General features: G+C 61.4%; 10 protein-coding genes and 1 pseudogene. All 11 read right to left on the bottom strand.

Annotated elements, in window-relative coordinates; translation table 11 throughout:
* Positions 1 to 76 precede the first annotated feature (76 nt).
* Positions 77 to 3352 carry a transglutaminase family protein gene (locus M1B34_RS14995; RefSeq protein ID WP_268265531.1) on the bottom strand — a complete coding sequence of 1092 codons (3276 nt, stop codon included), beginning with the start codon at positions 3350 to 3352 and terminating at the stop codon, positions 77 to 79.
* A 170-nt stretch (positions 3353 to 3522) separates the two neighbouring features.
* Entirely contained in the window at positions 3523 to 3984 is a 462-nt protein-coding gene (locus M1B34_RS14990; RefSeq protein ID WP_268265530.1) for a hypothetical protein, read from the bottom strand.
* Positions 3981 to 4916: an Ssp4 family T6SS effector gene (gene ssp4 / locus M1B34_RS14985; RefSeq protein WP_123329590.1), complete on the bottom strand. Its 936-nt coding sequence runs from the start codon at positions 4914 to 4916 to the stop codon at positions 3981 to 3983. The genes M1B34_RS14990 and ssp4 overlap by 4 nt, the downstream gene beginning before the upstream one ends.
* Before the next feature lie 181 nt (positions 4917 to 5097).
* Positions 5098 to 7398 carry a YgiQ family radical SAM protein gene (locus M1B34_RS14980; RefSeq protein WP_123329588.1) on the bottom strand — a complete coding sequence of 767 codons (2301 nt, stop codon included), beginning with the start codon at positions 7396 to 7398 and terminating at the stop codon, positions 5098 to 5100.
* 188 nt (positions 7399 to 7586) lie between these two features.
* Positions 7587 to 8984: a replicative DNA helicase gene (gene dnaB, locus M1B34_RS14975; protein WP_056725443.1), complete on the bottom strand. Its 1398-nt coding sequence runs from the start codon at positions 8982 to 8984 to the stop codon at positions 7587 to 7589.
* A 123-nt stretch (positions 8985 to 9107) separates the two neighbouring features.
* Complete coding sequence (gene rplI, locus M1B34_RS14970) at positions 9108 to 9554, bottom strand: 50S ribosomal protein L9 (RefSeq protein ID WP_123329586.1); 447 nt, start codon at positions 9552 to 9554, stop codon at positions 9108 to 9110.
* A 21-nt stretch (positions 9555 to 9575) separates the two neighbouring features.
* Positions 9576 to 10475: a hypothetical protein gene (locus M1B34_RS14965; RefSeq protein ID WP_123329584.1), complete on the bottom strand. Its 900-nt coding sequence runs from the start codon at positions 10473 to 10475 to the stop codon at positions 9576 to 9578.
* A 35-nt stretch (positions 10476 to 10510) separates the two neighbouring features.
* Positions 10511 to 10741 carry a 30S ribosomal protein S18 gene (gene rpsR, locus M1B34_RS14960; protein ID WP_002551829.1) on the bottom strand — a complete coding sequence of 77 codons (231 nt, stop codon included), beginning with the start codon at positions 10739 to 10741 and terminating at the stop codon, positions 10511 to 10513.
* Positions 10742 to 10769: 28 nt separating this feature from the next.
* Complete coding sequence (gene rpsF, locus M1B34_RS14955) at positions 10770 to 11195, bottom strand: 30S ribosomal protein S6 (protein ID WP_020299424.1); 426 nt, start codon at positions 11193 to 11195, stop codon at positions 10770 to 10772.
* 200 nt (positions 11196 to 11395) lie between these two features.
* Positions 11396 to 12160 (bottom strand): 23S rRNA (guanosine(2251)-2'-O)-methyltransferase RlmB, encoded by a 765-nt coding sequence (gene rlmB / locus M1B34_RS14950; RefSeq protein ID WP_268265529.1) that lies wholly within the window; start codon positions 12158 to 12160, stop codon positions 11396 to 11398.
* Positions 12157 to 14770: pseudogene (gene rnr, locus M1B34_RS14945) on the bottom strand (ribonuclease R). Before rnr ends, rlmB begins: the two are co-directional and overlap by 4 nt.
* Positions 14771 to 14997 lie beyond the last annotated feature (227 nt).

Here is a 14997-nt window from a genome sequence, read left to right as displayed (position 1 = left end):
CAGACGGCAAGGGCAAACAGATTAACGCAGACTCATGACGCCCGGATATTGCAATCCTCCGGGCGTCGCGTCTGCTTTAGAAACGTCGCAAATCGAGCGTCATCGGCAGCTCGTCATTGATCGTCAGGGTCGGCACCGGCAAGGTGCCAGGGCTGTGGCCCAGGCGGAAGAAACGCGCCATGCGCCGGCTTTCCGCCTCGTTGGCGTTGACCGGCAGGCTGTCGTAATTGCGCCCGCCCGGGTGGGCCACGTGGTACTGGCAACCGCCCAGGGAGCGGTGCATCCAGGTGTCCAGCAGGTCGAACACCAACGGCGCATGCACCGGGATGGTCGGCTGCAGACAGTTGGCCGGTTGCCAGGCACGGTAGCGCACGCCGGCGACAAACTCGCCGACCCGCCCGGTGGGTTGCAGCGGCACCGGGATGCCGTTGCACGTGAGCAGGTAGCGCTGCGGCGCCAGGCCGTTGATCTTGACCTGCAAGCGCTCCAGGGACGAATCGACATAACGCACCGTGCCGCCGCCCGTGCCCTCCTCGCCCAGCACGTGCCAGGGCTCCAGGGCCTGGCGCAGCTCCAGCTCGATGCCGCTGACCGCGTAATCGCCGACCTTGGGAAAACGGAACTCCAGGTGCGCCGCAAACCACTCGGCGCGCACCGGGTAACCGGCGGCGTTGAGCTCGACCATCACGTCGGCAAAATCCTGCTCGATAAAGTGCGGCAGCATAAAGCGGTCGTGCAGCTCGGTGCCCCAACGTGCCAGCTTGGCCGGCGCATAAGGCTCACGCCAGAAGCGCGCCACCAGCGCCCGCAGCAACAGTTGCTGGGCCAGGCTCATGCGGGCATGGGGCGGCATTTCAAAAGCCCGCAGTTCCAGCAAGCCGAGGCGCCCGGTGGCACCGTCCGGCGAGTACAGCTTGTCGATGCAGAACTCGGCGCGGTGGGTGTTGCCGGTGACATCGATCAGCAGGTTGCGCAGCAGCCGGTCCACCAGCCAGGGCGGGCACGGTTCGCCCGGCTCAGGCATCTGGGCAAAGGCGATCTCCAGTTCATACAGGGCGTCGTTACGCGCCTCGTCGACCCGCGGCGCCTGGGACGTGGGGCCGATAAACAGCCCGGAGAACAGGTAAGACAGCGACGGGTGATTGTGCCAATAGCTGATCAGGCTGCGCAGCAGATCGGGGCGCCGCAGGAACGGCGAATCCGCCGGGGTCGCGCCGCCCAGGACAAAGTGGTTACCGCCGCCGGTGCCGGTGTGGCGCCCGTCGATCATGAATTTCTCGGTGGTCAGGCGGGTCTGCCGCGCCTCCTCGTAGAGGAACTCGGTGCGCTCCACCAGTTCGTCCCAACTGGAGGACGGCTGCACGTTGACCTCGATCACGCCCGGGTCCGGGGTCACTCGGAAGTTGCTCAGGCGCGGATCGGCCGGCGGCTCGTAGCCCTCCAGCAGCACCGGGCAATGCAGCTCTTCGGCGGTGGCCTCGATGGCACTGACCAGCTCCAGGTAATCCTCGACCCGCTCCAGTGGCGGCATAAACAGGTACAGCCGCCCTTCCCGCGCCTCGGCGCACAACGCCGTGCGGGTCAGCCAATCGGCGGACTGGTCAATGGCCGGCACCCGCTCATCCACCTCGGCCGCCTTGCCATGTTCACGCAGCCGCGCGTTGTCGGGCAGCTCGGGGAAGTCCTGGTTCGGGTCGTTGGGGTGGATAAACGGGTATTCCGCCGCCGTCACCCAAGGCTGGGAGGCCAGGGGCAAGCGATAGCCCAGGGGCGAATCCCCCGGCACCAGGCGGCAATGGCTGTCACGCAGGTACCAGCGACCGCTTTGCCATTGGTCGCCCTTGACCGTGCGGGCCAGGGGCAGCACTTGGCCAATGACCTTGTCCAGGCCCTGGCTGAAGACCTTGTGCAAGCGTGCACGCTCCAGCTCATCGCCCAACCGCGAATCTTCGGCGCTGACATTGGACGGCAAGGCGCCCTCGCGCCACAGGTAGTAGAAATTGTCTTCGTAGGCCGGGAACACAAAGCGAGCCGGCAGTTTCAGGCGCTCGGCAACACTGGCCAGGAAACGCCCGGCCATCAGGCCATCGGCACCGTAATCTTCCTGCTCATCGGCGATCAGTGCGCTGTTGTGCCAGATCGGCAAACCATCACGACGCCAGTAACAGTTCAGCGACCAGCGCGGCAGCTGCTCGCCGGGGTACCACTTGCCCTGGCCAAAATGCACCAGACCCTTGGGCGCGTAATGCGTGCGCATGCGCTGGAACAATTCGGCAGACAGGCGACGCTTGTCCGCGCCCAGGGCGGCAGTGTTCCACTCGGCGCCATCGGGGTCGTCGATGGACACGAAGGTCGGCTCGCCCCCCATGGTCAGGCGCACATCACCTTCCAGCAGGTCCGCGTCGATCTTGCGGCCCAGGGCCTGGATCGCCAGCCATTGCTCATCGGTGTAAGGCTTGGTGACGCGAGGCGCCTCCCAAATCCGCTCGATCGACATTTCGTGGGTGAACTCGCACTCGCACGGTTCGACCAAACCACTGATCGGTGCCGCCGAGGAGGGATCAGGGCTACAGGCCAATGGGATATGCCCTTCGCCGGCAAACAGCCCGGAGGTGGCATCCAGGCCGATCCAGCCGGCACCGGGCAGGTAGACCTCGCACCAGGCGTGCAGGTCGGTGAAATCCACCTCCGTGCCGGACGGGCCGTCCAGGGCTTTGACATCGGCGGTCAACTGGATCAGGTAACCGGACACAAAACGCGCCGCCAAACCCAGGTTGCGCAGCAATTGCACCAGCAGCCAGGCCGAATCCCGGCACGAGCCAGAGGCATTGTCCAGGGTCTGCTCGGGCGTCTGCACCCCCGGCTCCATGCGGATCAGGTAGCCGATGTCCTGGCTCAGGCGCTGGTTGAGGGCCACCAGAAAATCCACCGCCGGCAGCGGCGTGCGGTCGATGCCATCCAGGTAGGCCTGAAACTTCGGCGTCAGCGGCAGGGTTTCCAGATAGGGCGCCAGCTCACGCTGCTCATCGGCGGCGTAGGCGAAGGGGATTTTTTCCGCGTAGGGCTCCAGGAAGAAGTCGAACGGGTTGAACACGGCCATCTCGGCCAGCAGGTCCACTTCGATCCGTAGCTCGTCGGTTTTCTCCGGGAACACCAAGCGGGCCAGGTAGTTGCCCTGGGGGTCTTGCTGCCAATTGATGAAATGCTGCTCGGGCTGAACCTTCAGCGCATAGGACAGAATCCGCGTGCGGCTATGGGCTGCCGGACGCAGACGAACGATTTGAGGGCCGAGTTCGACCGCGCGGTCGTAGCGGTAATGCGTGACATGGTGCAATGCGACATGGATCGACACGGCGTGCCTCCTGCGAGCCTGGGCGGTGGTAGAAAGCGCGCAAGACTTATGCCATCCCGCCCGGCCAGCGCTTTCCTGAATAACTCAGCGCAGTACAGCACCAAAAACGCGCAGCGCCTGCATTGCCGTGCAAGGGTTGCACACAAATGCTGCAGGCGTATCCCATTGCTTCAGCGAGACGAACGTTTTTGCTTCGCGGCGTGAATGATTCGCTCGCGCTCGTGGCGAATCTCCAGGAGCCTGCCGCGCATTTCCCGGTGCCGCTTGCTGTTGAGCAACAGCAAGCCCAGCAAGGGCAAAAGCAGCGTCACCAGGTACACGCCCTGATGCGGCCCGTAAGCGAACATAGGCAGCACCAGGGCCAGGCACAGCAGGAAATAGCCCGTGACCAGCCACACCGCCCAGGAGCGCCCACGCAGCATCAGGAAATGCCCCGCCACCAGCAACAACACCAGAAACAGCACCGCGAGCCCGAGGTAATCGGTGCGCACCGAAGGTTCCAGGCCGCGCCAGTAGGTGGTGCCCGCCAGGGACAGCAGGCCCGACGCCGAGAAGCACCCCAACAGCACCGTACCCATGAAGGTGGGGAAATAGCGGGCAAAAAAAGCCATCATCGAGCCGCCGCCAATCATTCGTGAAACTCCTCATACAAGCCCACAGCGATGGTGGTTGCGTTCTTCACATGACCGTCCCCCGTGTAACTGCCCGTAACAGTCAGTAGCGCACCGAGGGAGTCCTTGATCTGGGTGATGGTGGCGTGCCGGATTTCCGCCGAGGCAAAACGCTTGGGCAAGGCCCCGGCGCGTTGCTGAAGCTTGAGCAGCTTGGCCGTCAGGCTCGGGTCCCGGAGCATCAGCAACTCCTTGGTCAACTTGGCTCGCTCCTGGCGATTCAGGCCACTGAGCAACTGGTACCAGCTCTTGCCGATCCCCGACGCTTTGCTGGCCTTGAGCAAGCGAACGGTGGCCATCGCCGAACCGCCTACCCCGGCCAGGGACACCCCATCGAGAATCGGCGCCACGGTCTTGTACCACTCGGCATCGTTCATCTCGTCGTTGGCTTGGGGGTTGTTCAATTCGTTGACCACCCGCATCCCGCCAATCGCGCATTGCGCCGTCCCCGCTGCGGCGGCCGTCACCCCGAGCGCCACCACCCAGGCACTGGCGCCCGCGGTGAACGGCACCGCGATGCTGCCGGCCAGCACCACGCTCCAGCCGATGTACGCCGACAGGCAGGACAGGCCGGCGTTGGCCACTTCGGTGCCCAGCCTGGATTCGCGCGGGCTGTTTTTCACTTGTTCGATAAATTGCTGCGGCGCCAGGTAGGGCTTGGCCTCGCGCAGGATCACCCGCTTGGGCGCGATGCTGCAGATCGGCCGGAACTCACGCAGCACCACCACGTTGAAATCGGCGTCGATGTACACCACGCCCGCCCCGACAATCGCCGGATCGGCGTCGATCGCGGCAAACAGCCGTGGCAGGTTGATTTGGCTTTCGATGCGCTGACGGGCCATGAACTGGGAAAAGTTGGAGTCCATGCCGATGGCGGCGAGCGGGCTGGTCACGGGGGTCTTCCTTGAGCTGACGATTGAAACGGGCATAAAAACGGCGCGTAACGGCCGCGTGAAGCGGGGCAACCTTAACAAAGCGCCGGCGTTTTTTTGCACCTGATCGGGTAAAAAAACCCATTGCCCAGATAGCAAAACGCCAGCCCCGAGGGGCTGGCGTTGTCACATTAACTGCCGTTTAGCGCGGCACTACCGGCTTGCGGGTCGGCTTCTTGCCTTTGCCCTTGGCCGCATCGGTGCGCTCCTTGGCAGCCTGCTTGTTGCGGGCCATCGCCGCGGCCTTGGCCTGTTCGCGCTTGTCCCACGGGTTGCCGCCGTCGCTGCCACGGGGCGGCAGGCCGGTGTGCTGGGTCAGGATCTTGGTGGTTTCCTTGGCCACTTTATGGCTACCGGCCGGCGTCGAGTTCTTGCGACGGGCGCTCTGGTAGCTGTCGGTGGACGGCTGGTGCAGGGGAATCAGCTGATTCTTGCCCGGCCCTATCAGGTCGGCGCGGCCCATGCGGGTCAAGGCCTCACGCAGCATCGGCCAGCCTTTCGGGTCGTGGTAGCGCAGGAATGCCTTGTGCAGGCGGCGTTGCTCCTCGCTCTTGACGATGGTCACCGCGTCGCTCTTGTAGGTGACCTTGCGCAGCGGGTTCTTGCCCGAGTGGTACATGGCGGTGGCCGTGGCCATCGGCGACGGGTAGAACGCCTGCACCTGGTCCGCGCGGAAGTCGTTGCGCTTGAGCCACAGGGCCAGGTTCATCATGTCTTCGTCGGTGGTACCCGGGTGGGCCGCGATGAAGTACGGAATCAGGTACTGCTCTTTACCCGCTTCCTTGGTGTACTTCTCGAACATGCGCTTGAACTTGTCATAGCTGCCAATGCCCGGCTTCATCATCTGGTTGAGCGGACCTTCCTCGGTGTGTTCCGGGGCGATCTTCAGGTAACCGCCGACGTGGTGGGTCACCAGCTCTTTGACGTATTCCGGCGACTCGACGGCCAAGTCGTAACGCAGGCCGGAAGCGATCAGGATCTTCTTCACACCCGGCAGGGCACGGGCACTGCGATACAGCTGGATCAGCGACGAGTGGTCGGTGTTCAGGTTCGGGCAGATTCCCGGGAACACGCAGGACGGCTTGCGGCACGCGGATTCGATTTCCGGGGTCTTGCAGGCGATGCGGTACATGTTCGCCGTCGGGCCACCAAGGTCGGAGATGACGCCGGTAAAACCCGGAACCTTGTCGCGGATCTCTTCGATCTCGCGAATGATCGACTCTTCGGAACGGTTCTGGATGATCCGGCCTTCGTGCTCGGTGATGGAGCAGAAGGTGCAGCCGCCAAAGCAGCCACGCATGATGTTCACCGAGAAACGGATCATGTCGTAGGCCGGGATTTTTTCCTTGCCGTACGCCGGGTGCGGAACGCGCGCATAGGGCATGCCGAACACGTAGTCCATTTCTTCGGTGGTCATGGGAATGGGCGGCGGGTTGAACCAGACGTCCACTTCACCGTGCTTCTGCACCAAGGCACGGGCGTTGCCCGGGTTGGTTTCCAGGTGCAATACGCGGTTGGCGTGGGCATACAGCACCGCATCGCCACGGACCTTCTCCACCGATGGCAGACGGATCACGGTCTTGTCGCGGGTCATGCGCGGGCTGGCCAGGATCTGTACGACCTTGGCTTCCTGCGGATCGTCCACCGGGCCCTTTTCCTGCTCGATGGCGCAGGCCTGGGTGTCCTGGGTGTTGACGTAGGGGTTGATGATCTTGTCGATCTTGCCCGGACGGTCGATGCGTGTGGAGTCGACTTCGTACCAGTCCTTGGGCGTATCACGGCGAATGAACGCGGTGCCGCGCACATCGGTGATGTCTTCGATCTTGTGACCGTAGGACAGGCGCTGGGCAACTTCGACGATGGCCCGCTCGGCGTTGCCGTACAGCAGGATGTCAGCGCAGGCGTCGATCAGGATCGAGTTGCGTACCCGGTCCTGCCAGTAATCGTAGTGAGCGATACGGCGCAGGGAAGCTTCGATGCCGCCAAGCACGATCGGCACGTTCTTGTAGGCTTCCTTGCAGCGCTGGCTGTACACCAGACTCGCACGGTCCGGGCGTTTGCCGGCCATGCCACCCGGGGTGTAGGCGTCGTCGGAACGGATTTTCTTGTCGGCGGTGTAGCGGTTGATCATCGAGTCCATGTTGCCGGCGGCCACGCCGAAGAACAGGTTCGGCTCGCCGAGCTTCATGAAGTCGTCTTTGGACTGCCAGTTGGGCTGGGCGATGATCCCGACGCGGAAGCCCTGGGACTCCAGCAGCCGGCCAATGATCGCCATGCCGAACGACGGGTGATCGACGTAGGCATCACCGGTCACGATGATGATGTCGCACGAGTCCCAGCCGAGCTGATCCATCTCCTCCCTGCTCATGGGCAGGAACGGCGCTGGCCCGAAACATTCGGCCCAGTACTTGGGATAGTCAAATAACGGCTTGGCTGCTTGCATGACGATGACCGGTGTTGAGATGAAAAATCGCGGGCGCGGAATATAGCACAAAATTTAACCAATTCCGACGATAGCGGTCGGAATTGTGCGGCGCCCGTCGCAGGCAAGCCAACGCCCACACTTGAGGGCATTCATACCTCACGTGGGAGCGGGCTTGGCCGCGATGGGGCCCTGACAGGCGCGAAAGGTTATTCGTCGTCGTCGAAGTTGTAGCTGCCCGGTGCCAGGTTTTCAAAGCGCGTGTACTTGCCGATAAAGGCCAGGCGGATAAAGCCGATCGGGCCGTTCCGCTGCTTGCCGATGATGATCTCGGCAATGCCTTTGTGCTCGGTCTCGGGGTGATACACCTCGTCCCGGTACACGAACATGATGACGTCGGCGTCCTGCTCGATCGCTCCGGATTCCCGCAAGTCGGAGTTCACAGGGCGCTTGTTGGGGCGCTGCTCCAAGGAACGGTTGAGCTGGGACAGGGCCACCACCGGGCAGTTGAATTCCTTGGCCAGGGCTTTCAGGGATCGGGAAATCTCGGAAATCTCGTTGGTCCGGTTGTCACCGCTGGAGCCCGGGATCTGCATCAACTGCAGGTAGTCGATCATGATCAGGCCGACTTCGCCGTGCTCACGCACCAGGCGCCGAGTCCGAGCACGCATCTCCGACGGGCTGATACCGGCGGTGTCATCGATGAACAGCTTACGGTCATTGAGCAGGTTGACCGCCGAAGTCAGGCGCGGCCAGTCGTCGTCTTCCAGCTGGCCGGAACGGACCTTGGTCTGGTCGATGCGACCGAGCGACGACAGCATCCGCATGATCAGCGATTCACCTGGCATCTCCAGGGAGTACACCAGCACCGCCTTCTCGCTGCGCAACACCGCGTTCTCCACCAGGTTCATGGCGAAGGTGGTCTTACCCATCGATGGACGGCCGGCGACGATGATCAGGTCGGACGGCTGCAGGCCGCTGGTCTTCTCGTCGAGGTCGGTATAGCCGGTGGACAGGCCAGTGATGGCGTTGTCGGTGTTGAACAGGGTGTCGATGCGATCGATGGCCTTGGTCAGCAGGTCATTGACCCCCACCGGGCCGCCGGTCTTGGGCCGAGCCTCGGCGATCTGGAAGATCTGCCGCTCGGCCTCGTCGAGAATCTCGGCGGCGGTGCGGCCTTCCGGGTTGAAAGCGCTGTCGGCGATTTCAGTGCTGATGCCGATCAACTGCCGCAGGGTCGCGCGCTCGCGGACGATTTGCGCATACGCCTTGATGTTGGCCACGGACGGCGTGTTTTTCGCCAGCTCGCCCAGGTAGCCCAGGCCGCCAACCTGGGAGGTCTGGCCTTCCTTGTCCAATTGCTCGGACAGGGTCACCACGTCGATTGGCATGTTCTGATCGGCCAGTTTGGCGATCGCACGGAAGATCAAACGGTGGTCATGCCGATAGAAGTCGCCGTCGGAGACTTGATCCAACACGCGTTCCCAGGCGTTGTTGTCCAGCATCAAACCACCGAGCACAGCCTGTTCGGCCTCGATGGAATGGGGCGGCACCTTCAGGGCGGCGGTTTGCAGATCGTATTGCTCGGGAGCGGAGATATCGTTCATGGCCACTTGAAATTAGGGATGAAAAACAGGAACAGCAGAAAGACAAAGGGCACGACCTGTAAACAGGATCGTGCCCGATGTTAAACCGTCCGCCACTCAGGGTGCCAGACGATTTGGTACTGCTTAAGCAGCCACCACAACAACGCGTACGGTTGCTTCGACTTCAGCGTGCAGGTGCACAGCTACATCGAATTCGCCAACGTTGCGGATAGTGCCGTTCGGCAGACGAACTTCGCTTTTTGCAACTTCAACGCCGGAGGCGGTCAGTGCATCAGCGATGTCGTGGGTGCCGATCGAACCGAACAGCTTGCCTTCGTCACCGGCGGTGGCAGTGATAGTCACTTCCAGCTCAGCCAGTTGGGCAGCGCGAGTTTCGGCGGATGCTTTTTTGTCTGCAGCCAGTTTTTCCAGCTCAGCACGACGCTCTTCGAACGCAGCCAGGTTGGCAGCGGTCGCAGCGGTGGCTTTGCCGAAAGGCAGCAGGTAGTTACGGCCGTAACCAGCCTTAACGTTTACCTTATCGCCCAGGTTGCCCAGGTTGGCGATTTTTTCCAGCAGGATCAGTTCCATTTGGTAATAACCTCTTAACTTTTAACCTTCACCGTTCGCAGAACCGTTATCAGCGTCTTTCGGCGCGAAACGACCGCGAAAATCAATCAGGCTGTCGACAATGGCCAAGACCACGAGCAACGGATAGATCAGCTGCATAAACGGCAGCATCGTGACGTACATCCCCACCAGCCAAAACTTGGCCAGTCGCCCTTGTGCCACCAGCCCGTGAATCAGGGCTAACGCGGCAAATGCCAGCGGTACACTGCACAACGGCGTCAGCATTGCCATCTGCGGGCCGAAGTTCGGTCCGATCAGCATGCACGCCAGCAGCAACATCGCTGGCCCAAGGGGGATTCTGATAGCGCGAAACTCGCGACCAAAACCGCCCGGGTTGTACAACACAGCCTGCCAGTAACGCCCAAGAATCAGGCTCAGCACACTGATGGTTTGCAACAAGGCCGCAATCAGGCCGGTCAGGATTGGCGCTATCAGCAAGGCGAGACGGGCTCGCTCCTCGACCGACAACTGCTGGTAGACATCACCGAGGGCCAGCGGCAGGATTTTTACCAACTCCTGCGACAACATCTCGATCTGAGGGCGGAAAGCCGCGCCCAGGACTCCAGCAAACACCAATCCCATCGCGATGCTGACCAGCAGCACCCGGATCCAGGACTCGCTTGCGCGCAAAACCAACGCAAGGCTCGAAGACCCCAGCAGCACCAGAAGTGCCCGTGGATCATCGAAAAACAACCACCAGAGCAAAGCCGGCAGCAGTCCCAGGGACAGGACACCAAGGGCATCCTTCAATCCGCGCCGCAGAAGCACAAGGCTCCCAGCAGCGGCACCCAACCAATACAACAACGGCAATGCCGCACAACCGGCCACTACGAGAGTGGCCTGCATACGTCCGCGCATGATGAAGTCAGCTAAGGCGCGCATGCATTCAATCCTTACTACTTATCGACTGCCCGGTCTCAGCGGCCGTGGCTGTCGGTGTAGGCCAGCAGGGCCAGGAAGCGGGCGCGCTTGATAGCGGTGGCCAGCTGACGCTGATAACGAGCTTTGGTACCGGTGATGCGGCTTGGAACGATTTTGCCGGTCTCGGATACGTAGGCTTTCAGAGTGTTGAGATCTTTGTAATCGATCTCTTTCACGTCTTCAGCGGTGAAGCGGCAGAATTTACGACGACGGAAGAAACGTGCCATGTAATTGGCTCCTTAAAAGGTCCGTGGATTACTCGTCAGCGTTATCGCTGGCGTCGCTGTTATCGCTGTCATCGCCATCGGCGCTGTCAGAATGCTCAGGACGGTCACGACGCTCACGGCGCTCACTGCGGTTTTCTTCAGCCTTGAGCATCTCGGATTGGCCGGTAACGGCTTCTTCGCGACGGATGACCAGGTTACGGATCACAGCATCGTTGTAACGGAAGTTGTCTTCCAGCTCAGCCAGGGCTTTGCCAGTGCACTCAACGTTCAGCATCACGTAGTGAGCCTTGTGAACATTGTTGATTGCGTAGGCCAGTTGACGACGGCCCCAATCTTCCAGACGGTGGATTTTGCCGCCGTCTTCTTCGATCAGCTTGGTGTAACGCTCAACCATGCCGCCGACTTGCTCGCTTTGATCCGGGTGGACCAAAAAGATGATTTCGTAATGACGCATGAATGCTCCTTACGGGTTGTAGCCTGCCGCCTAAAAGCGGTCAGACAAGGAGTGAATGACACTTATGGATCTTGCCGCAGGGAGGCACATGCATGCCTGCCAGGAAGGCAAGGGGCGCAATAGTAGAGGAGCAGGGGGGATGCTGCAAGCTGCAAGCTACAAGTGGTCAACCACCCCGCTTTTAACTTGCAGCTTGAAGCTTACGACTTCCGCGAAGCGGCTGTCTTTTTGGCGCCACGCTGGCGCTGGGCTTCGAACAGGCAGACGCCGGTGGCGACCGAGACGTTGAGGCTACTAACACTACCGGCCATCGGCAGGTGCACCAGGTAGTCGCAATGCTCACGGGTCAGGCGACGCATGCCTTTGCCTTCGGCGCCCATGATCAGGATGGTCGGGCCGGTGAGGTCCTGGTCATAGATGCTGACCTCCGCCTCCCCTGCCGTACCCACGACCCACAAGCCACGCTGCTGGAGTTTTTCCAGGGTCCGCGCCAGGTTGGTCACAGCCACCAGCGGAATGACTTCCGCCGCGCCGCAGGCCACTTTACGCACCACTGGCGTCAGGGTGGCCGACTTGTCTTTAGGCACGATCACCGCCAACGCACCGGCAGCATCCGCCGAACGCAGGCACGCACCGAGGTTGTGCGGGTCGGTCACGCCGTCCAGCACCAGCAACAGCGGCGGACCGTCAGTGCGGTCCAGCAACTCGTCGAGCATGGCCTCACCCCAGACCTGGCTTGGGCTGACTTCAGCCACCACGCCCTGGTGAACGCCCTCGACCCAGACGTCCATTTCACGACGCTCGGCCTGACCGATGGCAACCTTGTTTTGGGTGGCCAGCTCGACCAGCGTTTGCACGCGCGGCTCGCTGCGACCTTCTGCCAGCCACACCTGTTTGACGCGCTTGGGGTGGTGACGCAGCAGTGCTTCTACGGCATGCACGCCGTAGATTTTTTCCAGACTCATGACTTGGCCTTAGGTTTGCGCGACCCGCCGCTTTTCGCGGGGGCCGAACCCGCTTTTGGCGGGCCTTTACGGTGTTTGCTTGGTTTGCTCGACGGTTTTTCCGCCGCGCGGGACTTTCCCCCAGACGCCGCTTTACCACCGCTTTTCGCTTCAGCCAGCAACGCCTGTTTCATCTCACGGCTTTTACGCACTTCGGCGTTCTTCGCCGCCGCATCGCTAGGGCGATAAGCCTCGGTGGATTTTTCCTTGGCCGAGGTGCGACGCCCAGTCTTGGCCGGTGCAGGCTCGTCCGTCGCCGCTTTGGACGCCGGCACATCCGCCGCGCCGCGTTTTTTTGCGACCAATGGGTGCGCTGATGGTTTTTTCCGCCATCTCGAAGTCGATCTTGCGCTCGTCGAGGTCGACGCGCATGACCCGCACTTCCACGGTATCACCGAGGCGGAAGCTACGACCGGTGCGCTCACCCGCCAGGCGGTGATGCACAGGGTCGAAGTGGTAGTAATCACCCGGCAAGGCGGTGACGTGCACCAGGCCTTCCACGTAGATATCGGTCAGCTCGACAAACAGGCCAAAACCGGTCACGGCCGTGATCACGCCCGGGAACGACTCGCCCACACGATCCTTCATGAACTCGCACTTGAGCCAGTTCACCACGTCGCGGGTGGCTTCATCGGCACGACGCTCACTCATGGAGCACTGCTCGCCCAACTGCTCCAGGGCCGCTTCGTCGTACGGATAAATCCGCGCCTTCGGAATGGTCATGGCACCGGCACGCTTGACGTGCGGGGTGTTCTGCTTGGAATGGATCACGCTGCGGATCGCCCGGTGCGTGAGCAAGTCCGGGTAACGACGAATCGGCGAAGTGAAGTGGGTGTATGCCTCGTAATTCAGGCCGAAGTGGCCCTGGTTATCAGCGCTGTACACCGCCTGACTCAGGGAGCGCAGCATCACGGTCTGGATCAGGTGGAAGTCTGGACGATCCTTGATGCTGGCCAGCAAGGCCTGGTAGTCCTTCGGCGATGGGCCGTCCTTGCCTTTGTGCAGGGACAGGCCAAGTTCACCGAGGAACGCGCGCAGTTTTTCCAGACGCTCCGGCGGCGGACCGTCGTGCACCCGATACAGCGCAGGAATCTCATGCTTCTTCAGGAACTCAGCGGTGGCCACGTTGGCCGCCAGCATGCATTCCTCGATCAGCTTGTGCGCATCATTACGGGTGGTCGGGGTGATCTCGGCGATTTTACGCTGGGAACCGAAGATGATTCGGGTTTCCTGGGTTTCAAAATCGATCGCGCCACGTACATGACGCGCGCCCAGCAACACCTTGTACAGCGAATACAGCTGCTTGAGGTGCGGCACCACGTCAGCGTATTCGGTACGCAGGGCCTTGGCTTCGCTGGTTTTCGGCGTTTCCAGAATGGTGCTGACCTTGTTGTAGGTCAGGCGCGCCTGGGAATGGATCACCGCCTCATAGAACTGGTAGTCGGTCATTTCGCCGGTTTTCGAGATGGTCATCTCGCACACCATGGCCAAGCGGTCGACTTTCGGGTTCAGGGAGCACAGGCCGTTGGACAGCTGCTCTGGCAGCATCGGGATCACGCGCTCAGGGAAGTACACCGAGTTACCGCGCACCTGAGCTTCGTTATCCAGGGCCGAACCGATCTTCACGTAGCTGGACACGTCGGCAATCGCGACGAACAACTTCCAGCCACCGGAGAACAGGCGCAGCTTGCCGGGCTTGGCTTCGCAGTAGACCGCATCGTCGAAGTCGCGGGCATCTTCGCCGTCAATGGTGACGAACGGCAGATGACGCAAGTCGATGCGCTTCTCTTTGTCTTTCTCTTCAACTTCCGGCTTGAGCTTGGCGGCTTCTTTGAGCACCGCTTCAGGCCAGACGTGAGGAATGTCGTAGGTACGCAGCGCGACGTCGATTTCCATGCCCGGCGCCATGTAGTTGCCGACCACTTCAACAATGTCGCCCTGGGGCTGGAAGCGCGGGGTGGGCCAGTGGGTGATTTTCACTTCCACGAACTGACCGACTTTGGCGGCGCCATTACGGCCCGGGGTCACCAGCACTTCTTGCTGGATCTTCGGGTTGTCTGCGACGACAAAGCCGATGCCGCCTTCTTCAAAGTAACGACCGACGATGGTTTCGTGGGCGCGGGACACCACTTCGACGATCACGCCTTCACGGCGACCACGACGGTCCAGACCGGAAACACGGGCCAGGGCACGGTCGCCATCGAACACCAGGCGCATTTGCGCAGGGCTCATGAACAGGTCGTCGCTGCCGTCATCCGGCACCAGGAAGCCAAAGCCATCGCGGTGACCCGTGATGCGGCCGAGAATCAGGTCGAGCTTGTCCACCGGCGCGTAGGTGCCGCGGCGGGTGTAAATCAGTTGGGCATCGCGCTCCATGGCGCGTAGACGGCGACGCAGGGCTTCGAACTGGTCTTCTGTGGTCAGACCAAACTCTTCGACCAACTGCTCGCGGCTAGCAGGCGAACCCCGATCAGCAAGATGCTGCAGGATCAGTTCGCGGCTAGGAATAGGGTTTTCGTATTTTTCCGCTTCACGAGCGGCCTCGGGATCGAGGGACTGCCAATCGGCCATTAGATAAATTTCACCTTGTCTATATGCGGGTTAGTTTGGCATACGCGTATTGAAACGGGAAATTTCAGGCTCAGACAACACCGGAAATATCCCTAGCCACCCTCAGAAACACCCTCGTTTCTGCTTATGAGGGCTTTTTTCATATTTTTTCGACAACAGGGGTTTACAGCTTAAAAGACGCTCCGTATAGTGCGCGCCATCGACGACGGAGACGCTGTCGATACTGC

The sequence above is a fragment of the Pseudomonas morbosilactucae genome (assembly GCF_023241715.1).
Lineage (GTDB): Bacteria > Pseudomonadota > Gammaproteobacteria > Pseudomonadales > Pseudomonadaceae > Aquipseudomonas > Aquipseudomonas morbosilactucae.
The sequence above is the reverse complement of the archived record's forward strand: the minus strand, read 5'-3'. Positions and strand labels throughout refer to the sequence as shown.

What these genes read in the sequence shown, in the direction of transcription:
- M1B34_RS14965 (WP_123329584.1), bottom strand. Translation starts at nt 10,475, where the DNA reads ATGCGCGCCTTAGCTGACTTCATCATGCGCGGACGTATGCAGGCCACT.
- dnaB (WP_056725443.1), bottom strand. Translation starts at nt 8,984, where the DNA reads ATGAACGATATCTCCGCTCCCGAGCAATACGATCTGCAAACCGCCGCC.
- M1B34_RS14990 (WP_268265530.1), bottom strand. Translation starts at nt 3,984, where the DNA reads ATGATTGGCGGCGGCTCGATGATGGCTTTTTTTGCCCGCTATTTCCCC.
- M1B34_RS14980 (WP_123329588.1), bottom strand. Translation starts at nt 7,398, where the DNA reads ATGCAAGCAGCCAAGCCGTTATTTGACTATCCCAAGTACTGGGCCGAA.
- rpsF (WP_020299424.1), bottom strand. Translation starts at nt 11,195, where the DNA reads ATGCGTCATTACGAAATCATCTTTTTGGTCCACCCGGATCAAAGCGAG.
- rpsR (WP_002551829.1), bottom strand. Translation starts at nt 10,741, where the DNA reads ATGGCACGTTTCTTCCGTCGTCGTAAATTCTGCCGCTTCACCGCTGAA.
- rplI (WP_123329586.1), bottom strand. Translation starts at nt 9,554, where the DNA reads ATGGAACTGATCCTGCTGGAAAAAATCGCCAACCTGGGCAACCTGGGC.
- rlmB (WP_268265529.1), bottom strand. Translation starts at nt 12,160, where the DNA reads ATGAGTCTGGAAAAAATCTACGGCGTGCATGCCGTAGAAGCACTGCTG.